The 26,200-nt window shown below is 62.4% G+C and carries 25 protein-coding genes and 1 tRNA gene; 8 read left to right on the top strand and 18 right to left on the bottom strand.

All coding sequences use genetic code 11. The features are described from left to right. Positions 1 to 37 precede the first annotated feature (37 nt). On the bottom strand, positions 38 to 1,348 hold the full coding sequence (locus SxD43FB_RS15120; RefSeq protein WP_096062911.1) for an MFS transporter: 1,311 nt from the start codon (positions 1,346 to 1,348) through the stop codon (positions 38 to 40). Positions 1,349 to 1,486: 138 nt separating this feature from the next. On the opposite strand from SxD43FB_RS15120, the gene pgsA reads away from it, so the two are divergent. Genes pgsA through SxD43FB_RS15105 form a run of 3 tightly spaced genes read left to right on the top strand, consistent with a single transcriptional unit; the run spans position 1,487 to position 2,755 of the window. Beyond that, positions 1,487 to 2,050, top strand: a complete 564-nt coding sequence (gene pgsA / locus SxD43FB_RS15115) for a CDP-diacylglycerol--glycerol-3-phosphate 3-phosphatidyltransferase (protein WP_096062910.1) — start codon at positions 1,487 to 1,489, stop codon at positions 2,048 to 2,050. Between the two features lie 10 nt (positions 2,051 to 2,060). Continuing rightward, a complete protein-coding gene (gene moaD / locus SxD43FB_RS15110; protein WP_096062930.1) occupies positions 2,061 to 2,315 on the top strand; it encodes a molybdopterin converting factor subunit 1 in 255 nt (84 codons plus the stop codon). Further along, a complete protein-coding gene (locus SxD43FB_RS15105) occupies positions 2,312 to 2,755 on the top strand; it encodes a molybdenum cofactor biosynthesis protein MoaE (protein WP_096062909.1) in 444 nt (147 codons plus the stop codon). The genes moaD and SxD43FB_RS15105 overlap by 4 nt, the downstream gene beginning before the upstream one ends. Here the strand turns inward: SxD43FB_RS15105 and SxD43FB_RS15100 are convergent. After that, positions 2,752 to 3,681 (bottom strand): hydrogen peroxide-inducible genes activator, encoded by a 930-nt coding sequence (locus SxD43FB_RS15100; protein ID WP_037476606.1) that lies wholly within the window; start codon positions 3,679 to 3,681, stop codon positions 2,752 to 2,754. The two genes, SxD43FB_RS15105 and SxD43FB_RS15100, sit on opposite strands and share 4 nt — an antisense overlap. Positions 3,682 to 3,720: 39 nt before the next feature. Then, positions 3,721 to 4,494, bottom strand: a complete 774-nt coding sequence (locus SxD43FB_RS15095) for a sulfite exporter TauE/SafE family protein (RefSeq protein ID WP_096062908.1) — start codon at positions 4,492 to 4,494, stop codon at positions 3,721 to 3,723. Positions 4,495 to 4,664: 170 nt separating this feature from the next. Here SxD43FB_RS15095 and epsC point away from each other — a divergent pair, with 170 nt between their 5' ends. Together epsC and SxD43FB_RS15085 are read left to right on the top strand one after the other, a co-directional pair. Then, on the top strand, positions 4,665 to 5,378 hold the full coding sequence (epsC, locus tag SxD43FB_RS15090; RefSeq protein ID WP_096062929.1) for a serine O-acetyltransferase EpsC: 714 nt from the start codon (positions 4,665 to 4,667) through the stop codon (positions 5,376 to 5,378). After that, positions 5,378 to 5,728 carry a DUF2794 domain-containing protein gene (locus SxD43FB_RS15085; protein ID WP_069066595.1) on the top strand — a complete coding sequence of 117 codons (351 nt, stop codon included), beginning with the start codon at positions 5,378 to 5,380 and terminating at the stop codon, positions 5,726 to 5,728. The genes epsC and SxD43FB_RS15085 overlap by 1 nt, the downstream gene beginning before the upstream one ends. An 81-nt stretch (positions 5,729 to 5,809) precedes the next feature. Here the strand turns inward: SxD43FB_RS15085 and SxD43FB_RS15080 are convergent, their stop codons facing one another. Next, entirely contained in the window at positions 5,810 to 6,853 is a 1,044-nt protein-coding gene (locus SxD43FB_RS15080) for a hypothetical protein (protein WP_096062907.1), read from the bottom strand. Between the two features lie 138 nt (positions 6,854 to 6,991). Here SxD43FB_RS15080 and SxD43FB_RS15075 point away from each other — a divergent pair, with 138 nt between their 5' ends. Continuing rightward, positions 6,992 to 7,924, top strand: coding sequence for a nitronate monooxygenase family protein (locus SxD43FB_RS15075; RefSeq protein ID WP_096062928.1), 933 nt, complete (start codon positions 6,992 to 6,994; stop codon positions 7,922 to 7,924). On the opposite strand, the gene SxD43FB_RS15070 is transcribed toward SxD43FB_RS15075, so the two are convergent. Next, complete coding sequence (locus SxD43FB_RS15070) at positions 7,919 to 8,797, bottom strand: alpha/beta hydrolase (RefSeq protein ID WP_069066598.1); 879 nt, start codon at positions 8,795 to 8,797, stop codon at positions 7,919 to 7,921. The two genes, SxD43FB_RS15075 and SxD43FB_RS15070, sit on opposite strands and share 6 nt — an antisense overlap. A 147-nt stretch (positions 8,798 to 8,944) precedes the next feature. Further along, a complete protein-coding gene (locus tag SxD43FB_RS15065; RefSeq protein WP_096062906.1) occupies positions 8,945 to 10,909 on the bottom strand; it encodes a PAS domain-containing sensor histidine kinase in 1,965 nt (654 codons plus the stop codon). 186 nt (positions 10,910 to 11,095) lie between these two features. Here SxD43FB_RS15065 and SxD43FB_RS15060 point away from each other — a divergent pair, with 186 nt between their 5' ends. Then, positions 11,096 to 12,004, top strand: coding sequence for a sugar kinase (locus SxD43FB_RS15060; protein WP_096062905.1), 909 nt, complete (start codon positions 11,096 to 11,098; stop codon positions 12,002 to 12,004). A gap of 74 nt (positions 12,005 to 12,078) precedes the next feature. Here the strand turns inward: SxD43FB_RS15060 and SxD43FB_RS15055 are convergent, their stop codons facing one another. The 11 genes from SxD43FB_RS15055 to cyoA form a co-directional block, all read right to left on the bottom strand. Then, positions 12,079 to 12,753 carry an N-acetylmuramoyl-L-alanine amidase gene (locus SxD43FB_RS15055; RefSeq protein ID WP_096062904.1) on the bottom strand — a complete coding sequence of 225 codons (675 nt, stop codon included), beginning with the start codon at positions 12,751 to 12,753 and terminating at the stop codon, positions 12,079 to 12,081. A gap of 136 nt (positions 12,754 to 12,889) precedes the next feature. Further along, positions 12,890 to 13,468, bottom strand: a complete 579-nt coding sequence (locus SxD43FB_RS15050) for a tlde1 domain-containing protein (RefSeq protein ID WP_176482797.1) — start codon at positions 13,466 to 13,468, stop codon at positions 12,890 to 12,892. An 18-nt stretch (positions 13,469 to 13,486) separates the two neighbouring features. Then, complete coding sequence (locus SxD43FB_RS15045; RefSeq protein ID WP_096062902.1) at positions 13,487 to 16,144, bottom strand: hypothetical protein; 2,658 nt, start codon at positions 16,142 to 16,144, stop codon at positions 13,487 to 13,489. Positions 16,145 to 16,592: 448 nt separating this feature from the next. Further along, positions 16,593 to 16,666 (bottom strand) — tRNA-Gly (locus SxD43FB_RS15040). A 35-nt stretch (positions 16,667 to 16,701) separates the two neighbouring features. Further along, on the bottom strand, positions 16,702 to 17,235 hold the full coding sequence (locus tag SxD43FB_RS15035; RefSeq protein ID WP_096062901.1) for a response regulator transcription factor: 534 nt from the start codon (positions 17,233 to 17,235) through the stop codon (positions 16,702 to 16,704). After that, the gene (locus SxD43FB_RS15030) at positions 17,225 to 18,550 is read right to left on the bottom strand and encodes an ATP-binding protein (protein WP_096062900.1); all 1,326 of its coding nucleotides are present in this window, start codon (positions 18,548 to 18,550) and stop codon (positions 17,225 to 17,227) included. Before SxD43FB_RS15030 ends, SxD43FB_RS15035 begins: the two co-directional genes overlap by 11 nt. Then, the gene (locus SxD43FB_RS15025) at positions 18,547 to 19,248 is read right to left on the bottom strand and encodes an SURF1 family protein (RefSeq protein ID WP_096062899.1); all 702 of its coding nucleotides are present in this window, start codon (positions 19,246 to 19,248) and stop codon (positions 18,547 to 18,549) included. Before SxD43FB_RS15025 ends, SxD43FB_RS15030 begins: the two co-directional genes overlap by 4 nt. 202 nt (positions 19,249 to 19,450) lie before the next feature. Further along, the gene (gene cyoD, locus SxD43FB_RS15020) at positions 19,451 to 19,816 is read right to left on the bottom strand and encodes a cytochrome o ubiquinol oxidase subunit IV (protein WP_096062898.1); all 366 of its coding nucleotides are present in this window, start codon (positions 19,814 to 19,816) and stop codon (positions 19,451 to 19,453) included. Next, on the bottom strand, positions 19,813 to 20,457 hold the full coding sequence (gene cyoC / locus SxD43FB_RS15015; RefSeq protein WP_096062897.1) for a cytochrome o ubiquinol oxidase subunit III: 645 nt from the start codon (positions 20,455 to 20,457) through the stop codon (positions 19,813 to 19,815). The genes cyoD and cyoC overlap by 4 nt, the downstream gene beginning before the upstream one ends. A 4-nt stretch (positions 20,458 to 20,461) precedes the next feature. Continuing rightward, positions 20,462 to 22,480, bottom strand: a complete 2,019-nt coding sequence (cyoB, locus tag SxD43FB_RS15010) for a cytochrome o ubiquinol oxidase subunit I (protein WP_096062896.1) — start codon at positions 22,478 to 22,480, stop codon at positions 20,462 to 20,464. 186 nt (positions 22,481 to 22,666) lie between these two features. Then, positions 22,667 to 23,806, bottom strand: coding sequence for a ubiquinol oxidase subunit II (gene cyoA, locus SxD43FB_RS15005; RefSeq protein WP_069066607.1), 1,140 nt, complete (start codon positions 23,804 to 23,806; stop codon positions 22,667 to 22,669). A gap of 165 nt (positions 23,807 to 23,971) precedes the next feature. Between cyoA and SxD43FB_RS15000 the strand changes: the two genes are divergently transcribed. Continuing rightward, positions 23,972 to 25,324, top strand: a complete 1,353-nt coding sequence (locus tag SxD43FB_RS15000) for an MFS transporter (RefSeq protein WP_096062927.1) — start codon at positions 23,972 to 23,974, stop codon at positions 25,322 to 25,324. A 25-nt stretch (positions 25,325 to 25,349) separates the two neighbouring features. Here SxD43FB_RS15000 and SxD43FB_RS14995 read toward each other — a convergent pair whose 3' ends face one another. Further along, on the bottom strand, positions 25,350 to 26,195 hold the full coding sequence (locus SxD43FB_RS14995) for a glycosyltransferase (RefSeq protein WP_096062895.1): 846 nt from the start codon (positions 26,193 to 26,195) through the stop codon (positions 25,350 to 25,352). Positions 26,196 to 26,200 lie beyond the last annotated feature (5 nt).

Genomic DNA, 26,200 nt, shown 5'->3' with positions numbered 1-26,200 from the left:
GTGCTGGACCCCGGTCGGTGCCGGGGCGTCGCCTGCTTCAATGGCACAGCGGGCCGTCGCAGGCCTTGTGCAGTTTCCACGCCATCGCCGCACAGGGCAGGGTGAGGAACGCCACCAGCAGCAATTGCATCACCACCGACATGCCAGCGATGCTGAGGCCGATCGCGCAGAGCGATCCCACCACCATTGCCCCCGAATTGACGATATTGTTCGCCGCCACGGTGCGAGCGGCTTCGCATTTTTCGACGGTGGTGGTCAGGAAGGCATAGAGGGGCACGACGAACATGCCGCCGAAGGTCGAGACGCCCAGCAGGCAGAGCGAAAGCGGTATGGCGAGCGGATGGGCGATGAAGCCCTGCAGCGAGATCATCTGTCCTTCGGGCGCAGGCGGCCAGATGGCGCAGACGAAATGGAAGGCGACGATGCACAGGCCCATGCCGATCACGGAGGCGGGGGCATATTTGGCCGACACATGACCACGCAGCAGCCGGTTGATCGCGACCGAGCCGATGGCGATGCCGATCGAGAAAATGGCGAGGAACAGGCTGGCGACGGCCTTTTCGGCGGTCAGGACATTTTTGACCAAGGGGGGAAACTGGATGAACAGGATCGACCCGACCGCCCAGAACAGGCTGATCGACATGATCGCCAGAAACAGCCGACGGATATGCATCGTCCCGCGGACCAGCGCGACCGACGAGCGGATGATGTGATAGTCGATCGGCTGTGCGGAAAGGAGCGACGGGGCCGGTGGCACCTGACGCCCGGCGACATAGCCGACCAGCGCGGTGATGATGATGCACACCGCCGCCGCCTCGATCGGGATGATTCCCGCCAGGATCGTGCCGGCCAGAATCGCGATATAGGTGCCTGCCTCGACCAGGCCGGTGCCGCCCAGCACTTCTTCATCATGGAGATGCTGGGGCAGGATCGCATATTTGATCGGGCCGAAGAAGGTCGAGTGGATGCCCATGGCGAACAGCGCGGCGAGCAGCAGCGGGATGGCGATCGTATGGACGCCGATGCCGCTCCAAATGAGGCCGAGGCCGACCGCGCCGACCAGCATGATCAGGATTTCGGCCGCCTTTACCCAGCGGATGATGAGCGCCTTGTCGCGTTGATCGGCGAGTTGTCCCGATAAAGCGGACAGCAGGAAGAAGGGCAGGATGAACAGGCCGGTCGCCAGCGCGCTGAACCAGGTTTCGGAACGCTCGTCATTATAGACTTGGTACACGACGAACAGCACCATCGCGTTCTTGAACAGATTGTCGTTGAACGCGCCGAGCAGCTGGGTGACGAACAGCGGCAGGAATCGGCGCTTGTTCAAGAGCCTGAGAGAGGCTTGCATGGATAGGGGCGTCTTCTTTCCCGTTAGCGACCGGGGCGGGGTCTAGCCGTTGGCGGCGTCCCTGTCCAATGCCCCTTGTATGGAGGTCGATATGCTGTCTGGCTTGTGCGCCGCGCCCGACTGTGGCAGGCGGCGGCTATGCTGACGCTGCCTAATCTGCTCACGCTTTCGCGTATCGTCACGGTGCCGTTGCTCGTCGCGCTGCTTTGGCCTGCGGAGATGGGCGCGCGCTGGACCACTGGCTATGCGCTGGCTTTCGGTCTGTATTGCCTGATGGGCGTGACCGATTATTTCGACGGCTATCTGGCGCGGGCGCAGGGGACGGTGTCGAAGCTCGGCGTCTTCCTCGATCCCATCGCCGACAAGATCATGGTTGGCGCGGTCATTTTAATGCTGGCGGCGACGCGCGATATTGCCGGGCCGCACATCATCGCGGCCATGGTCATCCTGTTGCGTGAGATTGCGGTGTCGGGCCTGCGCGAATTTCTGGCCGGGTTGCAGGTGTCGATGCCGGTCTCGCGATTGGCCAAGTGGAAGACGACGTGCCAGATCGTGGCATTGGGCGCTTTGATCCTGGCGGGGGCGGTGCCGCATTTGCTGTTCGTGCAGACCGTGGGCATCGTGACCCTGTGGGCCGCCGCCATCCTGACGCTGATCACGGGCTGGGATTATCTGCGCGTCGGCATCCGGCATATGGACTGAAGCGATGGCGATGCTGTCGATCGTCTATTTCGCCTGGGTGCGCGAGGCCATTGGCCGGGACGAGGAACAGGTCGAGCGGCTTGATCCGGGCAGAACGGTGGCAGATCTGGTGGCGATGCTGGCGGCGCGGGGTGGCGGCTATGCCGAGGCGCTGGGCGATACCGCACGGTTGCGCGCGGCGGTCGATCAGCGGTTCGTGCCGATGGACAGTTTGATCGGCGAGGCGAAGGAAGTGGCGCTGTTTCCGCCCGTGACCGGCGGATGAAGCGGGTCGCGATCCAGGCGGAGGATTTCGATGTCGGCGGTGAGCTGGCGGCGCTTGAAGCCTTGGGCGGCGGCGGTGTGGCGAGCTTTACCGGCGTGGTACGCGGCGGCAACGGGCTGGTGGCGCTGGAACTGGAACAGTATCCGGCGATGACGCAGGCCCAGGTCGGGCGGATCGTTGATGAGGCTATGGGGCGCTGGCCGCTGCTGGGCGTGAGCGTCATCCATCGCTTCGGGCGGCTGGAGCCGGGCGCGCGGATCGTGTTCGTCGGCACGGCGTCGCGCCATCGCACGGCGGCGCTCGAAAGCTGTGCCTTCCTGATCGACTGGATGAAGTCGGATGCGCCCTTCTGGAAGAAGGAGCATTTTGCGGGCGGCGCGACTCAGTGGGTGGCGGCGCGCGACGAGGATGCGGTCAAAGCGCAGGGCTGGGACAGCTAGGCGGCTTCGGGCAGGCGGCAGTTGAGCGCGGCGGCGTCACGCAGGATTTCGGAAAGCAGGTGAAATTCCTTCTCGCGCGGGCTGTTCTTGCGCCAGACGAGGGCGATGTCGCGCCAAGCGCGTTCGGATTTGAGCGGGCGGGCGGCGATGCGCGTATGTTCCAATATGCCTGCCGCGATCGCCATTTCGGGGATCATCGTTACGCCCAGGCCATTATCGACCATCTGGATGAGCGTGTGGAGCGAGGTGCCCATCATCGTCGCACTGGCGCGCAGTTCTGGGCGGTTGCAGGCGGCGAGTGCATGATCCTTGAGGCAATGGCCATCCTCCAGGAGCAATAATTTGCTCTCATCGATCATGTTCGGACCGATCCATTCGGGCAGGTCGACCGGCTCGTCATGCGGGAAGGCGACGAAGAGCCGGTCCTGGAACAGGATTTCGCTGTCCAGTTCGCCGATTGGGAAGGGCAAGGCCATCAGCACGCAATCGACATTGCCATGGCGCAGCGATTCGACGCCTGCCTGGGTGGTTTCCTCCCGCAGATAGAGTTTGAGTTCGGGCCGGTCGGCGCGCAGGCGGGGGAGCATGCGCGGCAGCAGGAAAGGGGCGATGGTCGGGATGACGCTCATGCGCAATTCGCCGGTGAGCGGCTTGCCGGATGCTTCGGCGATGGCAGCCAGTTCCTCCGCCTCGCGCAACACGCGATGGGCTTTGGCGACGATGCGATCGCCGAGCGCCGTGAAGCGGACGACGCGGCGGGTGCGTTCGACCAGCGTTACCCCGACCAGCGATTCCAGTTCGCGGATACCCGCCGACAGGGTGGATTGGGTGACGTAGCAGCTTTCGGCCGCCTTGCCGAAATGCCCCTGTTCCTTGAGCGCGACAAGATATTGCAGCTGTTTGAGGGTGGGCAGGTAACTGGACATTTATCGGCTTCCTCGATCAGAAAGCCGAATATAAGTTCCTTAGCCGATAAATCCAAGCCATTTGGCGACGCCGAACAGCGACGTCAGCGTGAGGATGATGCCGACCGCCGTGAACAGGACGCGGGGGGCCACGCGGCTGGCAAGGATCGCGCCAAAGGGGGCCGCGACCACGCCGCCGATCAGCAATCCGACCGTATAGGTGGTGAAGGTTTCCCAGCCGAGATGGAACAGGAAGGTGATGCTGATCGAGAGGGTGAGGATGAATTCGACGCTGTTCACCGTGCCGATGGTGTGGCGCGGGCTGGCCCCCTGCAACAGCAGGTTGGAGGTCACGACCGGCCCCCAGCCGCCACCGCCGGTCGCATCCATGAAGCCGCCGACCAGACCCAGCGGGGCCACCCATTTGGGATCGCGCGCCTTGGGCGGCAAATGGAAGCCGCGCCAGATGAGGTAGACGCCGATCGAGGCGAGATAGACTTGGACGAACGGCTTGATGATGGCCCCGTCGATATTGGAGAGGAGATAGGCACCTGCGACGCCGCCAATGACGCCGGGGATGATGAGGCGAGCGAACAATCGCCAGTCGACATTCTTGTGCAGAATATGGCTGATCGCCGAGACGCCGGTGGTGAAGGTTTCGGCGGCGTGGACGCTGGCCGAGGCACGGCTAGGGGGCACGCCAAGCGCTAGCAGCAAGGTGCTGGAGATCACGCCATAGGCCATGCCGAGCGCGCCATCGATCATCTGCGCGCCGAAGCCGATCAGGATGAAGGGCAATATGTCGCCGAAATTGGCGATGAAGGCGTCGATCATCCATTTCCCTTTGGCGCTTTTGTCTACTTAGATGATAGGCATATCGTTCCTTGTAAAGCAAGGTTGCGTTTGCGGGCGGATACCGGCTCTTTGCGGCGTCACTGGAAATAATGGTCCCGCTTCTCTATATCGGCCGACAGGTTCAGTTTTTGTCAGGCAGGGGCGCGTTCATGTTGCGCAATCTCATTTCCTATCTGGATTCGGTGAAAAGCCGCGATCCTGCGCCCCGCTCCCGCGCGGAAATCCTGCTTTATCCGGGCGTCTGGTCGCTCGGCTATCATCGCATCGCGCATCGGCTCTATCGCGCGCGGCTCTATTTCCTGGCGCGCCTGGTCAACCATCTGTCGCGTTTCCTGACCGGGAACGACATTCATCCCGGCGCGAAGATCGGCAAGCGCTTCTTCATCGACCATGGCTTTACCGTGATCGGCGAGACGGCGGAGATTGGCGACGATGTGACGCTTTACCAGAATGTGACGTTGGGCGGGACCGACCCGGCGAACGGGATTGCGGGCAAGCGGCACCCGACCCTGTGCGACGGCGTGATCATCGGATCGGGTGCGCAGGTGTTGGGGCCAGTGACGGTCGGCGCGCGTGCGCGCGTGGGTGCCAATGCCGTGGTGACGAAGGATGTGGCCGAAGGTGCGACCATGGTCGGCATTCCTGCGCGGGCGATGCTGGTCGACGTCACCGCCTATCAGCGCGATTTCATGCCCTATGGCACGCCCTGTTCGGACTGTTTCGATCCCGAAAAGCAGAAGCTGGAACTGCTGCAGTGCGAGGTCGAGCAGTTGCAGAAGCGGCTGGCCGAATTGATGGTCGAAAAGCAGCGGCCTTCGCTGCCCGATGACGCCACCCTGTTTCAGGAGCGTGACCGGGCCTGATGAGCAATGTGACGCCGTTTCCCCATTCAGGAACGGGGCCGGGCGAGCGCCAGGTGGGGTTCGAACGGCTGGAGTTGCAGCGGATCATGGATCTTTATGGTCGGATGGTCGCCGCCGGGCACTGGCGCGACTATGCGATGGACATGGGGCGCGAGGCCGCGATCTTCAGCGCCTTTCGCCGCACCGCCGAGCGCCCTGAATATCGGATCGAGAAGCGTCCTGCGCTGCGCCATCGGCAGGGTATGTGGGTGCTGGTGGGGGAGGGCGGCCAGATCCTCAAGCGCGGGCAGGATCTGCAGAATGTGCTGGCCCCGGTGGAGCGGAAATTGATGCGGGTTGTGGAGGGGTAAGCCAAGTTGGCCCACCCCGCTGCGACTAACGCGCTTCGCGCTTAAGTCTCGCTGCCCCTCCCGCTGGCGGGAGGGGGTGGATCAAGCGTAGGGGAGGCGGTTGGTGAGGGATGGCGGCAAGGTGCCCACCACCAGCATGCGGGCATGGTGCCAGAGCGCCGAGAGTAGCAGCAGTGACGAACCGATTACCAGCGCGGTGAAGGCGGCTGATAGTTCAACCGCGCCCGCCTGCTTGAACAGGGCGTAGAGGGCGAAGAGGACATAAGCGAGGCTCGACACGAGAAGCGCGCGTCGGTCGATCGCGAGGCCGACCAGGCCGAAGGCAATGTAGAGCAGGATCACGACGAGCGCCTTGCCGATGCTGATGTCGTCGCCCCGGAACACGCCGAGCAGGTTGAACAGCGAATGGGCGATCATCGGTGCGGCGGTCAGGTGCAGCCAGAAGGCGACATCGGCGCGGCGCGTGGTGCGGGTTCGATCGCTCATGTCCCAGCGCATGGCGAGCGCGAAAATGGCAAGGCCACCGGCCAGCAGCAGCAGATAGGCCAGCCGGATATCGCCGGGGAAGGCGGCAAGGACGAGGCCGCCGACGACGCCAGCGGCGGCGGCCGCGCCCGCCGCGACCGTGATCGGCACCATGAAGCGCCGCCAGTGTATCCAAGCGGCCAGCGCGCTGAAGGCCGCGACGCCCGATATGATCAGCGAAGCTACACGATCGCCGACGTCGGGAAAGACCTGCGCCGCCAATGCGCCCAGCGCGAAGGCGACACCGCCGACAAAGCCCGCGAGCAGCAGAATGGAGGGCAGTGCCATGCGCCGTTGCCGGGTGAAATATTCCGCCAGACCCCAACTGACCGCCGCGACCAGCGCGCCCGACATGAAGGAGGGATGATGTTCCGCCGCGCCGAGTCGCACGCTGTTGCCGAGCCAGCCGACCGCGACGAGCAGGATGATGCCGGCGATGGCGACGAAGATGTCGTTGAAGCCGGTCAGGAGGCGGAAACTTTCTTCATCGACCACGGGGCTGGCGCGCAGTTGTGCGACATGATCGCGCAGCGCCTGTGCGGCCTGCGGTGACAGGACGCCCGCCGTAACGGCATCCTGCAAGTCGCCTTCGCTATACATCGTCCAGCTCTCCTGTCGGTTTCGACCGCACGAAGCTACCACAACTGTATTATGTCATCAACACAGTTCCTTTTGCTCTTTTTCGCGACGCTGCGCGATGATAGCGCGGTAGGGCAAAAGAGAGAGGAAAGTCCGCCCATGTCCCTGCCGTCTGCGCTCGAAGGCCGCTTGTCGCTGCCGCTGATCGGATCGCCGATGTTCATCATTTCGCAGCCCGAACTGGTGATCGCCCAATGTCGTGCGGGGATTGTCGGTGCTTTTCCGTCGCTCAACGCCCGGCCGTCGGGCATGTTCGAACAATGGCTGCAACGACTGGGCACGGAATTGACGGCGGCGGATGCGCCGTTCGCGGTCAATCTGATCGTCCATAAGAGCAACAGCCGGTTGGACGAGGATCTGGACCTGTGTGTCAAATATCAGGTGCCGATCATCATCACGTCGCTGGGTGCGCAGGAGCGGGTGAATGCGGCGGTGCATAGCTATGGCGGCATCGTGTTGCACGACGTCATCAACGACAGGTTCGCCAGGAAGGCGATCGAGAAGGGGGCCGATGGCCTGATCGCGGTTGCGGCCGGGGCAGGGGGCCATGCGGGTACATTGTCACCCTTTGCGCTGGTGCAGGAAATCCGGGCCTGGTTCGACGGGCCGCTGGCGCTGTCAGGGTCGATCGCGACGGGGCGCGCGATCGCTGCGGCACGGATGATGGGGGCTGACCTTGGCTATATGGGGTCGCCCTTCATCGCCACGACCGAGGCCAATGCGGATGGTGCCTACAAGCAGATGATCGTCGACAGCAGCGCGGGCGACATCGTCTATTCCGACGTATTCACCGGCGTCCATGGCAATTATCTGCGCCCCAGCATCGTCGCGTCGGGCATGGACCCCGACAATCTGCCCAAGGCGACGGAGATGGACTTTGCCAGCATGACCGGCGGCGACAAGAAGGCGTGGCGCGACGTGTGGGGATGTGGCCAAGGGATCGGCGCGATCGACCAGGTACAGCCCGCCGCCGACTTCATCGCACAGTTGAAGGCGCAATATCGGTCGGCGATCGACGGTTTCACCTCATAGGAAGGCGCGTAGCTCGGCGATGAAGCGGTCGAACTGGTCGTGATGCAGCCAGTGGCCAGCGTCAGGAAATTCGACCAGACGCGCATCGGCGAAATGCGCCATGCGGCCGTCCTTTGCCGGGTTTGAGGCCCAGCTATCCTGCCCCAGGCACAGCAGGGTCGGGCAAGTGATGCGCGACCAGAAGTCAGGCAGATCGGCGTCTGAGCCGGCCTGTGGCGCGGCGCTGCTGAGATAGGGGTCGAACTTCCAGCTGAAGCTGCCATCCTCATTGCGGTTGACGCCGTGAATGGTGAGGTGCAGCGCCTGTTCGACGGAAAGATGCTCGTTACGTTCGCGCATGCGACCTATCGCGGCCTCGATCGTGGCATAGCGCCTGGGCGTGCGGCGGGCATTGGCGCGGCGCGTGTCGATCCATTGCCGCCAGACGTCGAGCGATGCTTCCTCGGCCTTTTCCTTCAACCGGTCAGGTGACAGGCCAAGCCCTTCGAGGGCGACGATGCGCTGCACCTTGTCGGGGAACAGGCCAGCGTAACGCAAGGCGATCGACCCGCCGAGCGAATGGCCGACGATGGTGACGGGCGGGCGGTCGAGCAGGTCGACCAACTGGGCCAGATCATAGAGATAATTGGCCATCATATAGGAGCCGTCGGGCGACCAGGCGCTGTCGCCATGGCCGCGCAGGTCCGGCGCGATGACATGATAATCCTTCGCCAGCGCGCGCGCCGTCCAGTCCCAGCTGCGCCCATGATCGAAGCCGCCATGGACCAGGATCAGCACCGGCGCGGCGCTATTGCCCCAATCGAGATAGTGGAGCCGGGTGCGGAGCGAGGTGAAGAAATGCGAGGTCGGGGTCAGGGCGGTGGGCGTGTCCATGCAGTCCTGCTGGCCGGAGGAGAAGGTGGGGTGTTTGTCACTCCCTTTGGCGAACTCGCCCCTGCTTGCAAGGGCGGAGCGACCAAAATCGCGCAATTTTCCGATGTTTGGGCGATGATGACGGTCGGTTGATCCCTGGCTGCCCCGCTATTCGCCGTCGACCGGCGGCAGGATGAGGGCCGTACGCGCGGCAGCGGCGGCATGTCCGGCGGTGGCGACGATCCGTGCCAGTTCGGCTTGCCGGAACGGCTTGTCGAGGCGCGGGCGGCGGCTGGCATGGGGCGGCAATTCGGCGAAACCGGTGATGATGACGACCGGCAATCCGGGCCGCATCTGATCGATCCTGTCGGCAAGTTGCGCGCCGGTCATACCCGGCATGGCATGGTCGGTCACCACCAGATCGACATCGCCTTGCTCCAGCATCCGCAGGGCTTCGGCGGCGTTCGACGCGCGGAACACGGTATGGCCCAGATCCTCCAACATGCCGGCCGTGTTGGTCAGCACCAGTTCGTCATCATCCACTGCTAGGATGACGAGGGGGAGGCTGGGGCTATTGCTGTAATCGACGGGCGCTATGATATCGGCGGCGGGACCGGCTTGCGATACGGGGAGCCAGAGCGAGACGGTCGTGCCTTCGCCCGGTTTGCTGGTGATGGTGAGCGATCCGCCGCATTGCTGGACGAAGCCATGCACCATCGACAGGCCAAGGCCGGTGCCTTTGCCAACGCCCTTGGTCGTGAAAAAGGGTTCGCGGGCGCGCTCGATCGTGGCGGCGTCCATGCCTTCGCCATTGTCGGCCACGGACAGTTCGACATAGGCACCGGGCGACAGGTCTGGCCGGTCGCCCTGTTCGATGGTCCAGCCCTGCGCCGCGATGATGATATCGCCGCCATTGGGCATGGCATCGCGCGCATTGACCGCTAGGTTCAAGATAGCGAGTTCGAGCTGCGCCGGATCGGCATGGACATTGGCAAGCGACATCGGGAAGCGGGTTTCGATGTCGATCGCACCGCCCAGCGTCGTTTGCAGCAGTTCCGCCATGCCCAGCACCAGCGCGACCGGATCGACGCTTTGCAGTTTCAATTCCTGTTTGCGGGCGAAGGCCAGCATCCGCTGCGTCAGCGTCGCGCCGCGTTCGGCCGCGGCCATGGCATTATCGAGATAGCGGCTGATATCCGCTCCGTTCGCCATACGTTGGCGGGCAAGGTCGAGGCTGCCGACGATGACGGCGAGCAGATTGTTGAAATCATGGGCGACGCCGCCGGTCAGCTTGCCGATCGCGTCCATCTTTTGCGTCTGGATGATGGCGTCGCGCGCGGCGTCGAGCGCCTGTTGCGATTCGCGCCGTTCGGTCAGGTCGCGGGTGACCTTGGCAAAGCCGAGCAACTGGCCCTGGGAATCACGAATGCAGTCGATGACGACATTGGCCCAGAAGCGCGATCCATCCTTGCGAATGCGCCAGCCTTCAGCTTCGAACCGGCCGTCGCGTTCGGCGGTGTGGAGCGCGCGCGAGGGCAGCCCCGCCATCCGATCCTCTTCCGAATAGAAACGGGCGAAATTCTGGCCGAGGATTTCCTCGGCCTTATAGCCTTTGAAGCGTTCCGCTCCCATGTTCCAGCTGGTGATCGTACCGACTGGATCGAGCATATAGATGGCATAGTCGGTGACGCTTTCGACGAGCAGGCGAAACCGCTCCTCGCTGGATCGGAGCGCTTCCTGCACCGCGCGCCGTTTGGTCAGGTCGCGGGTGACCTTGGCAAAGCCCAGCAATTGGCCATCTTGCGCATCGCGGATGGGGTCGATGACGACATTGGCCCAAAATTGCGTGCCGTCCTTGCGGACGCGCCAGCCTTCGGCTTCGAACCGGCCGTCATGGTCGGCGGTGTAGAGGGCAAGCGCGGGAATGCCGGTGGCTTGATCTTCCGGCGTGTAGAAGCGGGAGAAATGCTGGCCGATAATCTCGTCGGCGGCATAGCCCTTGAACCGTTCCGCGCCCGCATTCCAGCTGACCACCACGCCATCGGCATCCAGCATGTAGATGGCATAGTCGGTAACGCTCTGAACCAGCAGTTCGAAGCGGTTGCCCGTATAACCGGATAGACCCTTGTTCATTATAGTCCCGATCAGGACGCCATGATCATGACGTCATCCCCTTGCCTTTAGGCAAACGCCAAAGCAGCCCGATCGTTCCACATGGTAGGAAGGCGGAGATGCGAACGGTGGGATGGCTTGACTTGGGCGGCCGCTCTGCGCCACCACGCGCCGGCATAGACGGGTTTGGCTGGACGGGATGTGGGCATGGGCGAGGGTGTGACGGTCACGGTGATTGGCGAAGCCATGCTGGAGCTGAGCCGGGGGACGGGCGATAGCTGGAACCTGCGCTATGGCGGCGATGTCATCAATACCGCCGTGCATCTCGCCCGGTCGGGCGACAGGGTCCGGCTGGCAAGCGCGATGGGCAGCGACCCGATGAGCGCCGAGCTGTGTGCGGCATGGGAAGCCGAGGGCGTGGATACGTCACTCGTTCTACGCGCTGCCGACCGGTTGCCGGGCCTCTATGCGATCGAGACGGATGCGAGCGGCGAACGCAGCTTCCATTATTGGCGCAGCGAAGCGGCGGCGCGGCGGATGTTCGTGCTGCCCGGCAGCGCGGCGATGGTCGCGGCGGCGGCGCAATCGGACCTGCTCTATTTCTCGTTGATCACGCTTGCCATCCTGCCCGATGAGGGGCGAGAGGCGTTGCTGGACCTGTGCGCGGCGGTGCGGGCGCGGGGCGGCAAGGTGGCGTTCGACGGCAATTACCGCGCGCGCTTGTGGGACGATGCGGCCACCGCCCGGCACTGGCGCGACCGGGCGATTGCGCTGGCCGATATTGGCCTGCCGACGCTGGCGGACGAGGTCGAGATGGGCGAGGCGGATGATGCGCAGGATGCCGCGACCCGCTGGGGCGCGGGCGAGGGCCGGGAGATCATCGTCAAGCTGGGCGGCGATGGCTGCCTGGTCGACGGGCAGGTGGTGCCCATTCCCCGATCGCTGGACGTCGTGGATTCAAGCGGCGCGGGCGATGCCTTCAACGGCGGCTATCTCCACGCGCGACTGGGCGGCGCGACGCCGGCGGACGCCGCGCTGGCCGGGCATCGGCTGGCGGGATGGAATATCGGACGGCGTGGCGCGATTCCGCCAAAGGATACCGACGCGCCTTATTAATCTAAGCGCCGTGGGAACAATCCTGCAGCAGCTGTTTGTAGGGAGACAAACAGCTGCCAATGGTTTTGCGCTTTCTATAGAGTGTCCAGAAACTGGTCGGTCATCAGATCATGATCGATCTCGACCGAAAGATCGTCTTCGCTCGGTTCTCCAAGCGCTGCGGAACTCTTTTGCCGTGAGCTGGTGACATCATGTGATTTCGTGCTCAGGGCACCCAAAGAAGCAGCAGTGATCGATGTCCTAATGGCCTCCACGTTCTTTTTGAAGGCCGCCCAATCGGAGAGGAGCAACTGCGGGCAATTTTTACCCGTCCAATCCTTGTGCGTTTTGAGCGCGTTCACGTCCCAGCCAAAATCATAGAGGAGGGCAGCGACCAGCCGCGCAGCGCGGGCATTTGCGGCGGCTTGGTCGATTCCGGCATTCATGCATACCTCGATCGCGATGCTCGTCCCGTTACCTTTCTTGGCGTGATAGGCCATCTCATTGATGGGTAGCTGTTTGATAACACACTGATCATCCACGGTATAATGCCAGGACACCCATATCTTGGCCCCGTTACTTCCTTCGTGATATCCTTTGTTGCGGACCATTTTTGAGTGACGGTCAGCATCGGCGGTTCGGCCAGTGTTGCCGGGATTGTGAAGCGTGATCGATGACGGCACCAAGCGCTTTCCTGGTCGATTAGGCCGACCAACTGCGATCAGTTCCTCTCGCAGGTTGAGCGACTGAGTCAGTTGATTCCTGTCCATTAACTTGTCCCTTTTTATATCGTTACGATGTCGCTCAAGGCAGACGCTGCCCAGAACATATCCTCGAATGCATCGGTCGATCCGTTCAGGGTCCAGGCCTCCGCAATGGAAATTGCGTGTTCGACAGATTGGTTGGTCATCGGGGTCGTACTCCGCTTGGGGGTATGATGATTTTCCCGAAATATTCGATCGACTTGCTCGTTTTCTTGTCTGAGAAGCGGCCTGTCTTCGGGTCGAACCAACCAGGCTTTGCAGCGGCGAGCGCCTTCACGAGATCTTGATATTGCGTGGCGTCTTTCAGCGTGATGCAGCCGAGGCTCAGCGATCCGAAATGCAGCCGCAATTGTTCACGACGCACTGTATTGAAGTGCGTGGCATCATCTCCGACCCTCTCGTCCAGCCGCTCAAGTTTGAACCACAAGTCCGGATGCACCTGAGCAGCCGGTTCCTCCAGAAATTTTCGTTGGAGCATTTGCTGCAATATTTTCGGTGGGTCGTACTTGCGTTTGACGATCAGATAGGTGCCGGGTGGGGTCAGCCCCGATTTCTGATCGGCATAGCCTTGCAGCGACGTGATAAGATGCATGCTGATCGACGTGCGACGTTCGTCGCGATAATTTAGCGTCCAATATCCACCCGGTCCTTCGCGGTGGACGATGACGTCGAACTCAAGGGGTTTGGAATGGCGATATTGCGTCGTGTCGAGCGAGGCCAAGCCATGATGTGTCATCGATCATGGCGCCGCGATGCAGACCAAGATCGCGTTCGCCTGATCCAGCCAGCCATGCGCACGCAGCGCTTCGGGAATAGTCACCTCATAGCGTTTCTGATCGGGTGTGAGTTCCAGCATGGCCACTGGCAGGCTGTCGAGCAGCAATTGCCACGTGCCGCTGGGCGGTGTTGCGCCGAGCGTCAGGCGGAGCGTTGCACCGTCGCGTTCGAAGCTGATATTATCGAAGATGCGCCGTTGAATATCTGGATCCGGCGCGCCGAGTTGGTGCCGGTCCCGCAGGATTGCGGTGAGGCTGCGCTCGACCTCCAGCCGACGAAGGTCGACGGCATAGGATTCCAGCGCTTCGGCCTGGCCGAGAACAGAGTCCGCATAAATGGCCCCCGACGGTGCAGTAATGAGCGTGTTGTCGATCTCCTTGCCAGTTTCCCGCATCCGCGTGACAATGTCCTCGAACGTGTCGTCACCGTTCTCCGTCAGCTTTTGGGTTCCATCGCCGAACGCGAAAGCGTCGACCTTGTCGAGCGAGGTTGACGCGATATCATATTCATCAACCGTGCGCTGCAGCGCGCCGCGCACGCTCTGCACAAGCGTCGCATTGATCTTATCTAAAGCCTGCTCCAATTTTGGACCGATCATATCCCGATTTTCCGACCGCAACGCGCAGGTCACGATGCGGCGCATATCGGCGCTATAATCGCTCCAGAAGCGGTCGAGTTCGCTCAGACGGTAATAGCGCACATCCTCAATGCCTGTCCCGTCGATCATTTCGAAGGGTGACCGGTATAAAATTTCAAGGTCGCTCAAAAATGTACCGACGATATAGATGTTGTTGACGTTGAAGAAGTTGATGTTGAGCGTGCGGCCGACATTGGGATTGGTGATCCGGCCGTTTGAATCCATCGTGTTTTCAGCCTCCACCCGCGTCAGTTCGCGCGAGATCACTTCCTGGCGGCTGGCCTTGCGCATCTTGTTGACCGCCTGGTTGGTGAGGCGATTGAGCGTCTTGGCAAATTCCCTTGCGGACTTGCGCGAATCGCCCTTTGCATCTGCGCCGCCGCCCCAGCCATTGCCGCTTACCTTTCCGCGCGCGCTCCAGGAACTGGTGCGCTCGGAGCTGTTTTCGCGGGAAAATTCCGTCTCGACGCTGCTGAGCGTGTCGGTGGAACTACTGGCTTCCATCTCCGCGACATTGGTCGAGCGAATCTCATATTCCTGCATCGAGCGGCGCACGGTCTTGATGTTGATCACGCGCTCTTCGCCAGGCATCAATGCGATGCTGGAATTAAGTTCGCCAAGCTCGCAGCCGCGCCAGCGCATGCGATAGGAGACATGTTCTTCCAGATGAATGTGGGGCAGACCCCTCAGCCGCCGTCCTCGCTGTGGCTTGCGAATGACGCGATAGCCGGTGACCACGTCATCGCCGAAGAGGGTCTGATCATATTCCGGCACCAGCAGGGCGCAGGTCGCCCGGAAGGACGGATCAATCTCGCACAGGTCGAGAATGTCGGCGAGTGCAACATCGTCCTGCGTGAAATAGCCGAGCGGGGTGAGCCGCAGGATGCGGACGTCAAAATTTTGAAGATTATCCTCGATATAGCGCGTGACTTGCGAGTCCGTGCCGTGGATTTCGCGATAGCCTATGACCTCCTTCGTGAGATGATGATATTCCGTCCATGTCCTGCGACTGGTGCCAAATAGGCCGCCTCTGGTCTTGGAGCGTTGCACCGCCTCGACCCAGCGATGGATGAACTGAAACCGCTGATAGATGCGCCCTTTGGTAAGGGTCTCCGGGTCAGGCGGTTGCTTTTTAGTGTCGCCCTTGATCTCAAGGTGGAAGCCTTTCTCTGCGGCCCGCCCCTGGAGCGCGCTGACGAGCCGCTCAAGCGCGGCGCGGCGCGTGATCATCAATCGCACTTCGTCGAGCCGCGCGAGGATGGCGACCTGGTTACCCTGCACCTCGGGAGTATTCAGATTGAGCTGCGCCTCGGCTTTCACCAACATTTCGCGCTCGGCCTCTATGGCGGCATAGCGTTCGATGATCGCACTGACCGAAAGATCGATCCGTTCCATCTGCGTGAAATTTGCGACTTTGGGGTCGAGATAGACGCGCTCGATCTTGCCGATGTTGGCCCAGAAAGTCTCATAATTGCGTATGGCGCTGCTGCTTGGACTAAGGTCTGGCGGTTGGAGAGGCGCGGTGCCCAAAGGGCTTGCCATGAAATAAAACGGGGATCGGGGATCCGGCGAAGCCTCGATGATGACATGCTTTCCGTTTTCCAGCACAGTCCAGTCATTGGCGTTTGCCGGATCGCCATTAGGCTTTAGCTGATAGAGCGGTGAAACATTGTCGGACAGGCGGATTTTAGCCTTTCCCGTCAGCTCATCGAGGGGAGAATAATCAAGCTCGTCGCCACCGGTCCACCACGCTTCGATCCGGTCGCGCATGATGTGGATATCGCTGGAGGCAGCCCAGTTGGCGGCTTCGTCTGACAGCCATTGGGTCAGTCCAGCATTGGGATCGTCGAGTAGGTCGCGGGTCCGGCGAAATCGAAATTCCGACGCAATCGAGAGATAGTCATCTCCAATAAGGGCGTCGTCGATCAGCTTGGACACGTCGCCCGGCGCGTGAATGCTGGTGTAACTGGAAAGATCCTGCATCACCCTATTCCCCCAATGACCCTGCCGAAAGATCGAGACTCCATGCATCGACTGTCTGGCTCGACCGCGATATTTCAGGGGATGAGGATGTTTGACAATCCAAGCGCGCCTAAATCTTGATCCATTATGCTCTGGATTTGGGGAGAGTGCCGGTGCCGCTGCCCGTTTTGCGTGTGCGCATCCGCGAAGGGGCATTGGTTCTGACGAGGGTATTTGGCCGGAAACAGGCTTGGGAGAAGGCCGCAAAACGCCGATGTTATTCAAACATCGGGGTCACTTGTTGACTGGTATGTTACCTGCCGATGCTTCCTTAGCGCTTCTGGGTCAAAGACCGTGCGGGCGGAAACGGGTGATCAGGAAAATGGTCCATTTCGCCCGACATGGGCGGCGACCTGCCGAGACTGTACTGATCTGATGTCGATTTTTGCCAGGCCTGACGGTGTCGGCGTGGAGCGGGTGAGGGGAATCGAACCCCCGTCGTCAGCTTGGGAAGCTGCTGCTCTACCATTGAGCTACACCCGCGTTCGACTGCCCATTGCCACGGCGGAAATGCGCCGTCAACCGACCTGGCGCTTGGCCAGTTTGCGCGCGAGTGTGCGGCGGTGCATCCCTAAACGGCGGGCTGCTTCTGAGATGTTGAAGTCGCTGTCCTTGAGCGCTTCGTGGATATGTTCCCATTCCAGCGTCTTGATCGACGTCGGGCGGGGGGCGAGGGGGGTGTCGGGGTCGCCGCCGGAACGGGCGAAGGCGGCCTCTATGTCGTCGGTGTTGGACGGTTTGGCGAGATAATGGGTGGCGCCCAGTTTGATCGCATCGACGGCAGTCGCGATGCTGGCAAAGCCGGTCAGCACGACGATGAGCATGGCGGGGTCATGGGCGTGGAGCGCCTGCACGCAGGCAAGTCCGGACTGGGGGCCGAGTTTGAGGTCCACGACGGCAAAGCCGGGGCGGTGGTCGGCGAGGCAGGCGTTGACCGTTTCCAGGCTGTCGGCGAGCAGGACGCTATAGCCGCGCCGCTCGAACGAGCGTTTGAGCGTGCGGGCGAAGGCTTCGTCATCCTCGACGATCAGCAACAGTCGTTCAGACGTCATTCTTGCCCTCCTCCAAAGCCAGGGTCGCAAGCGGCAGGCGCAGCAGGATCATCGCGCCGCCCTCCACGCTGTTGCTCGCATTGACCCGTCCGCCCAGCTTGCGCACGACATTGACGACCAGGAAGAGGCCAAGGCCGCCGCCCTGCTTGCCCTTGCTCGACCGATAGGGTTTGCCGACATCGGCCAGCATCTCCTCGCTGAAACCGGGGCCATTGTCGCGCACGGCGATATGGAGCCAGCGATTGTCGCGGCTGATCAGCATGTCGATATAGGTCGCGCCCGCTTCGCGCGCATTGTCGAGCAGGTTGGTGACGGCCTGGCGGATGACGGGATCAGCGACGATGCGCGGATAATCGTGCGGGCCAAAGTCGCAGCGCAGCGGCATGCCGGGGTTGGCGCTGCGCCAGTCGCGGGCGATGGCGTCAACAAAGTCGCGGACATTGGTGATTTGCGGGGCTTCGCCGCGCGCTTCGCCCGCCGACATCAATATGCCGGACAGGATCGCCTTGCAGCGTTTGATGGCGGTTTCCATCTCGCCGACTTCCTCGACCAAAGCGGCGTGGCCGGTGATTTCGGGCATGTGCCGCCAGTCGCCCAGCACCACGGCCAGTTGGGCGAGCGGCGTGCCCAGTTCATGCGCCGCGCCCGATGCGAGCAGGCCCATGCGGACGATATGCTCCTCCTCCGCCGCCTGCTGCCGCAACCGGGCGAGATAGGCTTCGCGCTGTTGCAGGTTGCGGGTGATGCGGGTCATGAACAGGACCAGCAGCACCGCGATCATGGTGAGGCAGATCCAGGTGCCGATGATATGCAGGTCGAACAGGCGCCCTTCGAACGCTTCGCTCAGATCCAGCGGGCGATAGACGAGCGAGAGCATCGCCGCGCAGAGCGAGGAGATGGCAACGATGCCCCAGACGCTCCAGCGGTGAAGCAGCACGGCTCCCAGCGCGACCTGCACCAGATAGAGCGAGATGAAGGGGTTGGTCGCGCCGCCGCTTAGGTACAGTTGCGTGGTGAGCGCCAGCACGTCGAACAGCAGCGCCAGGAAGAGTTCGGCATGGCTGATGTCGGTGCGCCGCCGCAAGACCATCATGCTGCCAAGGTTCATGGCGGCCGCGATGCAGGGGACCACCAGCATGGACGGGAAGGGTAGGCGGATGTCCATGGCATAATGGACGATCAGGATGGTCGCGACCTGGCCTGCGATCGCGATCCAGCGCAACTGGACCAGCAGCGCCATATTCTTGCGCCCGGCCGCATCGGCGGACCATTGGCTGGGGAGCCAGCGCGCGCGCAGGGGCGTGCTGCCCTTCATGCCCGGCGATCTTTTCCTGACTGGCGCATGACGAAGATATAGGCACCCGCGACCATCGCCGCCAGCGCGAACCAGGTGATGGCGTAGACAAGATGGTTGTTGGGGAATTGCACCACGGTCAGCCCGCCGATGGGCAGGGCGTCGGGCTGCGCCCCGGCATCGGCGTCGATGAAGTAATGCAGCGTGGCGGGCAGGGCGCGGGCGGCGGCGATGGCGGCGACGTCGCGCGAATACCAGCGATTGGCCGCGGGGTCATTGTCGCGCAGGAAGCCGCCGCCCGGTTCGGTCAGGCGCAGCAGGCCAGTGATGCGAACTGCTCCTGCCGGGCGGGTGTAACTGGTGCGGGCGTCGGGCGGCACGAAGCCGCGATTGATGAGCAGCGTCGTGCCGTCCGCACGTCGGAGCGGGGTCAGCACCCAGAAGCCGGGGCCGCGGACAGTCGACGCCTGGACCAGAGTCGCGCGGTCGTGGATGAATGTGCCGGTCGCGGCGACGCGGCGATATTCGTCCGATTTGGTCGCTATGGCGGGCGCTGGCACCGGCGGCGCGTGAATGCGGACAGCGACCCGGACAATCAAATCGCGTTTCCATGCCAGCCGTTCGACCTGCCAGACGCCAAGCGTACATAGGGTCGTAAACAGCAACGCCGCGATCAGCGTCAGGCCGATCGGAAAAATCGCTCTATTTGCCGATGTCATCGGTCATCCTCCCCTAGTAGGGGAGGTGTCGGGCCGTAGGCCAGACGGAGGGGTGTCGCCCCATCGATAGGGCGACACCCCTCCACCACTTCGTGGTCCCCCTCCCCTTCCAGGGGAGGATTTTGCTGCCAGGTTTGTGAACTACACAATCGCCAATGCCAAACCGTTGTGGTTCTGGATGTCTGCTAGAAGCATGTAGATGTCACGGCATCTGGCTCATGTCATGCGTCATGGCGGGCATCATGTTGGTGTTCAGATGATACATGACCCACATCGAACCGGACAGGGTGATGACCACCAGGACCAAAGTGAACATCAGCGCCATCATCGACCAGCCGCCTTCGGAACGGGTGTTCATGTGCAGGAAGTAGATCATGTGGACGACGATCTGCACGACCGCGAAGGCCATGATGACGAGCGCGGTGGTCTGCGTATTGGCGAAATAGCCGGTCATCACCAGCCAGAAGGGGATGGCCGTCAGGATAACCGACAGGCCAAAGCCGATCATATAGCTGCCCATCGTGCCGTGCGCGCCATGCGCGTGGGTGTCGTGATCGTGCGCGCTCATCGCAGCATCCCCATGAGATAGACGAAGGTGAAGACGCCGATCCAGATGACGTCCAGGAAGTGCCAGAACATGCTGAGGCACATCAGGCGGCGCTGATTGGCCGGGATCAGCCCCTTTTTGGCGACCTGTACCATCAGCGTCACCAGCCAGATGATGCCGAAAGTGACGTGCAGCCCATGGGTGCCGACCAGCGCGAAGAAGGCGGACAGGAAGCCCGACCGCTGCGGCGTCGCGCCCTCATGGATGAGGTGCGCAAATTCATAGAGTTCGATGCCAAGGAAGGCGAGGCCGAACAGGCCGGTGATGGCCAGCCAGCCCTGGGTCGCTGCGACCTTGTTCTTTTCCATCGACAACATGGCAAAGCCATAGGTGATGGACGAGAAGAGCAGCATCGCGGTGTTCAGCGCGACGAGGTTCAGGTCGAACAGGTCGCGCGGCCCTGGCCCCGCGGCATAGCTGCCGCTCAGCACTGCATAGGTGGCGAACAGGCAGGCGAAGATGAGGCAATCGCTCATCAGGTAGATCCAGAAGCCCAACGACGTGCTGGAGCCTTCGGGATGATGCGGTTCTTCCCCCAAGTGGAAGAGGGGCTTGCCGTCCTGATCAAGGAAGGCGGGGTCGATCTTGGAACGTGTGGCCATGATTTTAGCCCTGTGTTGCGAGCAGCGCGCTGCGCTCGCCCTCGGTGCGCTCGACCACATCCTGCGGAATGTAGAAGTCGCGCTTATAGTTGAAGGTATGGCCGATCGCGACGGCGAGGATGCCGACGAAGGACAGGCCCGCCAGCCACCAGATGTACCAGATCATGCCGAAGGAGAAGGCCACGGACAGGCCGGCGATGATCAGGCCGGTTGCGGTATTGCTGGGCATATGGATCGCCTTGTACCCGGTCAGGGGACGCTGATAGCCGCGCTTCTTCATGTCCGCCCAGGCGTCGCCATCATGGATGACGGGCGTGAAGGCGAAATTATAGTCTGGCGGCGGCGAACTGGTCGCCCATTCCAGCGTGCGGCCGTCCCAGGGATCGCCCGTGGTGTCGCGCAGTTGATCGCGATTCTTGATGCTGACCGCGAACTGGATGAACATGCAGGCGATGCCCGCCGCGATCATCACCGCGCCCAGCGCCGCGATCTGGAACCAGATTTGCAAGCTCGGATCATCGAACACGCGCATCCGGCGGGTGACGCCCATCAGGCCCAGCACGTAGAGCGGCATGAAGGCGGTCCAGAAGCCCACGACCCAGAGCCAGAAGCTGCGCTTGCCCCAGGTGGTTTCCAGCCGGTAGCCGAATGCCTTGGGCCACCAATAGTTGATCGCCGCAAACAAGCCGAACAACACGCCGCCGATGATCACATTATGGAAATGCGCGATCAGGAACAGCGAATTGTGCAGCACGAAGTCGGCCGGTGGCACGGCGAGTAGCACGCCGGTCATGCCGCCCACGGTGAACGTCAGCATGAAGGCGACCGTCCACATCATCGGCAGTTCGTAGCGGATGCGGCCGCGATACATGGTGAAGAGCCAGTTGAAGAGCTTGGCCCCGGTCGGGATGGAGATGACCATCGTCGTGATGCCGAAGAAGCTGTTGACGCTGGCACCCGACCCCATGGTGAAGAAATGGTGCAACCAGACGAGATAGCTGAGCAGCGCGATGACGATCGTCGCATAGACCATCGAGCTATAGCCAAAGAGGCGCTTGGACGAGAAGGTCGAGGTGACTTCGGAGAAGACGCCGAACAGCGGCAAGATGAGGATATAGACTTCCGGGTGACCCCAGATCCAGATCAGGTTCACATACATCATGGGGTTGCCGCCCATGTCGTTGGTGAAGAAGGCCGTGCCGATATAGCGGTCGAGGCTGAGCAGCGCCAATACGGCGGTCAGCACCGGGAAGGCGGCGACGATCAGCACGTTGGCGCAGAGCGAGGTCCAGGTGAAGATGGGCATCTTCATCATTGTCATGCCGGGCGCGCGCATCTTTACGATGGTCGCGATCAGGTTGACGCCGGACAGCAAGGTGCCGATGCCCGCTATCTGTAAGCCCCAGATATAATAATCGACCCCGACGCCCGGCGAATAGGCGATGCCCGACAGCGGCGGGTAGGCCAGCCAGCCGGTGCGGGCGAATTCACCGACGAACAGCGACATCATGACGATGATCGCGCCTGCCGTGGTCATCCAGAAGCTGAAATTGTTGAGGAAGGGGAAGGACACGTCGCGCGCGCCGATCTGCAGCGGGACGATATAGTTCATGATTCCCGTAATCATCGGCATCGCGACGAAGAAGATCATGATGACGCCGTGCGCCGTGAAAATCTGGTCGTAATGATGGGCGTTCAGATAGCCTTCGGAGCCGTCGAACGCCATCGCCTGCTGCAACCGCATCATGATCGCGTCGGCAAAACCGCGCAGGAACATGATGAGCCCCAGGATCATATACATGATGCCGATGCGCTTATGATCGACGGTGGTGAACCAGTCGTTCCAGAGCGTGCCCCAGAGTTTATATTTGGTGACCAGCCCGAACACCACCGCGCCCCCCAGCGCGACCATGAGGAAGGTGCCGACGACGATCGGCTCATGCAGCGGGAGCGAACTCCAGTCGAGACGACCGAAGATCAGCTTCCAGATGCCACTATTTTCGGAGGCGGGATGCGGGGACATGGGCGTTACGGCCTTGATGTAGAGAGAAGGGGGAAGGGGAATGATCCTCCCCTGGAAGGGGAGGTGTCTGGCGCAGCCAGACGGAGGGGTGTCCCGCTATCGAGAGGGTGACACCCCTCCGTCAGCCCTTCGGGCTGCCACCTCCCCTGCGAGGGGAGGATGGCGTGGGGGAGGGGAGCAGGTGCCTTAATTCCCATGATGCGCTCCATGCCCGTCATGGTCCTGCTGACCCGGTGCCTGGTTGCCCTGCGCGGCGGGGGTCTGCTCGGCCGCCGGGGTCATGCCCGCGGGTTGGGCGATCTCGCCCTTCTTGCCGGGTTCGACCGGGTGATAGCCGCCGACGTCGATCGTGCCATCATGGCGCAGGCCCTTGGTATCGTGGGCCGATTCCTTGCCAGCGCCGCCATGCATGTCGGTCATCATGATCTCGTCCATGCAGCGCTTGCCCGGTTGCGCGCACATGTTGAGCGCGGCGTGGAACAGGCGGGGTTCGACGCCCGCGAAATATAGGGGCTTCACCTTCTCGCTCGGCTGTTCCAGCTTCACATAGGTTGCGCGGTCGAGCGTCGCGCCGCTGGCCTTCACGCGGGCGACCCACTGGTCGAACCCGCCCTGATCCATGGCGTGGAACTTGAAGCGCATGTTGGAGAAGCCTGCGCCGGAATAATTGGCGGAGAAGCCATCGAACGTGCCGGGCTTGTTGGCGACGGCGTGGAGCGTCGTCTGCATGCCGGGCATTGCATAGATCTGACCAGCCAGCGCGGGCACGAAAAAGCTGTTCATGATGGTGGAGGAGGTGATCTTGAACTCGATCGGGCGATCGACCGGCGCGGCCAGTTCATTGACCGTCGCGATGCCGAGTTCGGGGTAGATGAACAGCCACTTCCAATCCATCGCTACCACTTCGACCTGCAGGCGCTTGGCCGCCGGATCGACCTTGCGCGCCGAATCGATGCGTTCGATCGGACGATAGGGGTCGAGCAGATGGGTGCTGGTCCAGGTCACCGCGCCCAGCGCGATGATGATGAGTAGCGGCGCCGACCAGATCAGCAATTCCAGGCTGGTGGAATGATCCCAGTCGGGATCATAATCTTCCGCTTGCGCCTTGGCGCGATATTTCCAGGCGAACCAGCCGATCGTGCCCATGACGGGCAGGACGATCAGCAGCATCAGCGCTGTCGATATCAAAATGAGGTCGCGTTGTTGCATTGCAACATCGCCCGACGGGGCCATGACCACCCAGTCGCATGCGCCGAGCGGCAGCAGCAGGAGGGGAGCGAATCGGCGCAGAAATGCGCGGCTTGGGGCGGGCGTGCGGGCGATCATGAGGCTCGTCTAGTCGGGAAAATTCCGGGGTGACATTGGACCTTTTGTCCTATCCCTGCGCAGTGGCGAAATGGGGCATGGTTATATTTGACCACCGGAATGATTCGTCGTGCAGCCTTGTGCGGCCCCGAATCGTTCCCGCAGCATGAAGGCCCGTTTCACGCCATGACCTCCGCGACGACCACGCCCGGCCCTGATCTGGAGACCAACTCCACCCAGGCGGAACGCGACATGCGCAACCTTCACGCCCATGACGGCAAGAAGATTGCGCCGGGCGAGATCGCCATCGGCGTGATCATCGGCCGGACGTCGGAATTTTTCGACTTTTTCGTCTATGCGATCGCCTCGTGTATCGTCTTTCCCGCGCATGTCTTTCCCTATCTGTCGCCGCTGGAGGGGACGCTCTGGTCGTTCGCCATCTTCGCGCTGGCGTTCGTCACGCGGCCGATCGGGTCGCTGATCTTCATGGCGGTGGACCGTCGCTTCGGGCGCGGGGTTAAGCTGACCATCGCGCTGTTCCTGCTGGGCGGATCGACCGCGGCCATCGCCTTCCTGCCGGGCTATGAGACGATCGGCCATTGGTCGGCGGTGCTGCTGGCGCTGTTCCGCGCGGGGCAGGGCGTGGCGCTGGGCGGGACATGGGACGGGCTGGCCTCGCTCCTGTCGCTCAACGCGCCACAGGCCAAGCGCGGCTGGTATGCGATGATGCCGCAATTGGGCGCGCCGTTGGCGCTGATCGTGGCGGCGGGGCTGTTTGCCTTCTTCCTCTCCACCCTATCCACCGCCGACTTCCTGAGCTGGGGCTGGCGCTATCCCTTCTTCGTCGCCTTCGCGATCAACGTCGTGGCTTTGTTCGCGCGGTTGCGGATCGTGGTGACGGAGGAATTTGCGCGGCTCTACGAAGCGCGCGAATTGCAGCCCTCGCCGGTAATCGAAACCGTGCGCAGCGAGGGGCGCAACATCGTCATCGGGGCGTTCGCGCCGCTGGCCAGCTTTGCGCTGTTCCATATGGTCACGGTGTTTCCGCTGTCGTGGATCGCGCTTTATACCGACGAGCCACTGGAACGCTTTTTGATGATCGAGGTCATCGGCGCGTTTGTGGGCGTGCTGGCGATCATCGTGTCGGGCTTTGTGGCGGATATGATCGGGCGGCGTCGTCTGCTCGGCTATTCGGCGGTGGGCACGGCCTTCTTCGCGGTGGCCGCGCCGTTGCTGCTCAATGGCGGCGATCTGGGCGAAGTGGCGTTCATGGTGATCGGCTTCATCCTGCTGGGCCTCAGCTTTGGTCAGTCGTCGGGTGTGGTGGCGTCCAACTTCCGGTCGGCGACGCGCTATACCGGATCGGCGCTGACGTCGGATCTGGCTTGGCTGGTGGGCGCAGGGTTCGCGCCGCTGGTAGCGCTGCTGATCTCGACCGAGTTCGGGCTGGCAGCGTCGGGCGCTTATCTGCTGTCCGGGGCGATCGTCACCGGCTTTGCCCTGTTCGTGAACAAGGAACTGGCAGGCCGCGACCGCTAAAGCGCTTTGCGCATCCGCGGCTTTTTCAGGAAGATCGGCGCATCCGCGCCAGGGCCTTGCGGTCGAACCAGCCGGTGAGGCCGGGGCGCGGGCGGAAGCGGGGAAGCCAGTCGGGATAGAGGCTGGCGAGGCGCGGGGGCAGGCCGTCCGGCCCCTCCCGCGTCATGATGTCCGACACGATCCGGTTCTGGAAGAAGCGCACCGAATAATTGATCAGCCGCTTATATTGCATCGCCCAGGTCGAGGGGCGGGCGAGGCTGACCTGCTCGCACAGAAAGCCAGCCGCGTCGCAGGCCAGCACCCGGCCATGCTGCCAGTCGGCATCGCTGGCGAGATTGGTATGCGCCCAAGCGGCGACCAGGCCATCATCGCCGATCAGATCGTCGGGCAGGCGCAGACCGCGCGCGCGGATCGCCGCGACGAACGGTCCTGATAAAGCATAGAGATCGCCGAACAGGCCGCCTTCGATCTTGAGGTTTCGGCGATAGAATTCGGCCATGCGTCCGTTCATCGGCATGCCAGCACTGGCATTGGCTTTGGGGTTGGCGGCGAGGTCCGCGACCAGCGCGTCGATCGACCCTGCAACGATCTGCGCGTCGCCATCCATGAAGATGACGGCGTCTTCGCTCCCGCTGAGCAGATCATGGACCATATGGTTCCAGGTGCGCGATTTGCCGCCCGCCTTGATATCGTGGACGATGACGTTGGTGCGCCCGCCCGCCGCCGCCGTGGCGCGGGCGACGGTGGCGTCGGTCGTGCCGTTGACCAGCACATGGAAAAGTGTGTCAGGCCGGTCGAGCGGAAGCGAGGCCAGGCAGGCGCCGATCCGGCGCTCTTCCTGATGAGCGAAGATGGCGACGGCGACGGCCATGGCGT

This window comes from Sphingobium sp. D43FB (assembly GCF_002312805.1).
GTDB lineage: Bacteria > Pseudomonadota > Alphaproteobacteria > Sphingomonadales > Sphingomonadaceae > Sphingobium.
The sequence above is the reverse complement of the archived record's forward strand: the minus strand, read 5'-3'. Positions and strand labels throughout refer to the sequence as shown.

Excerpts from the sequence above, each read along its gene's own strand:
- SxD43FB_RS15100 (WP_037476606.1), bottom strand. The coding sequence starts at position 3,681 with ATGTCCAGTTACCTGCCCACCCTCAAACAGCTGCAATATCTTGTCGCG.
- SxD43FB_RS15085 (WP_069066595.1), top strand. The coding sequence starts at position 5,378 with ATGAGCAATGTGACGCCGTTTCCCCATTCAGGAACGGGGCCGGGCGAG.
- SxD43FB_RS15045 (WP_096062902.1), bottom strand. The coding sequence starts at position 16,144 with ATGCAGGATCTTTCCAGTTACACCAGCATTCACGCGCCGGGCGACGTG.
- SxD43FB_RS15070 (WP_069066598.1), bottom strand. The coding sequence starts at position 8,797 with ATGGACACGCCCACCGCCCTGACCCCGACCTCGCATTTCTTCACCTCG.
- SxD43FB_RS15060 (WP_096062905.1), top strand. The coding sequence starts at position 11,096 with ATGGGCGAGGGTGTGACGGTCACGGTGATTGGCGAAGCCATGCTGGAG.
- SxD43FB_RS15000 (WP_096062927.1), top strand. The coding sequence starts at position 23,972 with ATGACCTCCGCGACGACCACGCCCGGCCCTGATCTGGAGACCAACTCC.
- SxD43FB_RS15030 (WP_096062900.1), bottom strand. The coding sequence starts at position 18,550 with ATGAAGGGCAGCACGCCCCTGCGCGCGCGCTGGCTCCCCAGCCAATGG.
- cyoA (WP_069066607.1), bottom strand. The coding sequence starts at position 23,806 with ATGATCGCCCGCACGCCCGCCCCAAGCCGCGCATTTCTGCGCCGATTC.
- SxD43FB_RS15080 (WP_096062907.1), bottom strand. The coding sequence starts at position 6,853 with ATGTATAGCGAAGGCGACTTGCAGGATGCCGTTACGGCGGGCGTCCTG.
- moaD (WP_096062930.1), top strand. The coding sequence starts at position 2,061 with ATGCTGTCGATCGTCTATTTCGCCTGGGTGCGCGAGGCCATTGGCCGG.
- SxD43FB_RS15025 (WP_096062899.1), bottom strand. The coding sequence starts at position 19,248 with ATGACATCGGCAAATAGAGCGATTTTTCCGATCGGCCTGACGCTGATC.
- epsC (WP_096062929.1), top strand. The coding sequence starts at position 4,665 with ATGTTGCGCAATCTCATTTCCTATCTGGATTCGGTGAAAAGCCGCGAT.
- SxD43FB_RS15065 (WP_096062906.1), bottom strand. The coding sequence starts at position 10,909 with ATGAACAAGGGTCTATCCGGTTATACGGGCAACCGCTTCGAACTGCTG.
- cyoD (WP_096062898.1), bottom strand. The coding sequence starts at position 19,816 with ATGAGCGCGCACGATCACGACACCCACGCGCATGGCGCGCACGGCACG.
- SxD43FB_RS15075 (WP_096062928.1), top strand. The coding sequence starts at position 6,992 with ATGTCCCTGCCGTCTGCGCTCGAAGGCCGCTTGTCGCTGCCGCTGATC.
- SxD43FB_RS15105 (WP_096062909.1), top strand. The coding sequence starts at position 2,312 with ATGAAGCGGGTCGCGATCCAGGCGGAGGATTTCGATGTCGGCGGTGAG.
- SxD43FB_RS15095 (WP_096062908.1), bottom strand. The coding sequence starts at position 4,494 with ATGATCGACGCCTTCATCGCCAATTTCGGCGACATATTGCCCTTCATC.
- SxD43FB_RS15035 (WP_096062901.1), bottom strand. The coding sequence starts at position 17,235 with ATGACGTCTGAACGACTGTTGCTGATCGTCGAGGATGACGAAGCCTTC.
- cyoC (WP_096062897.1), bottom strand. The coding sequence starts at position 20,457 with ATGGCCACACGTTCCAAGATCGACCCCGCCTTCCTTGATCAGGACGGC.
- SxD43FB_RS14995 (WP_096062895.1), bottom strand. The coding sequence starts at position 26,195 with ATGGCCGTCGCCGTCGCCATCTTCGCTCATCAGGAAGAGCGCCGGATC.
- SxD43FB_RS15120 (WP_096062911.1), bottom strand. The coding sequence starts at position 1,348 with ATGCAAGCCTCTCTCAGGCTCTTGAACAAGCGCCGATTCCTGCCGCTG.
- pgsA (WP_096062910.1), top strand. The coding sequence starts at position 1,487 with ATGCTGACGCTGCCTAATCTGCTCACGCTTTCGCGTATCGTCACGGTG.
- cyoB (WP_096062896.1), bottom strand. The coding sequence starts at position 22,480 with ATGTCCCCGCATCCCGCCTCCGAAAATAGTGGCATCTGGAAGCTGATC.
- SxD43FB_RS15055 (WP_096062904.1), bottom strand. The coding sequence starts at position 12,753 with ATGGACAGGAATCAACTGACTCAGTCGCTCAACCTGCGAGAGGAACTG.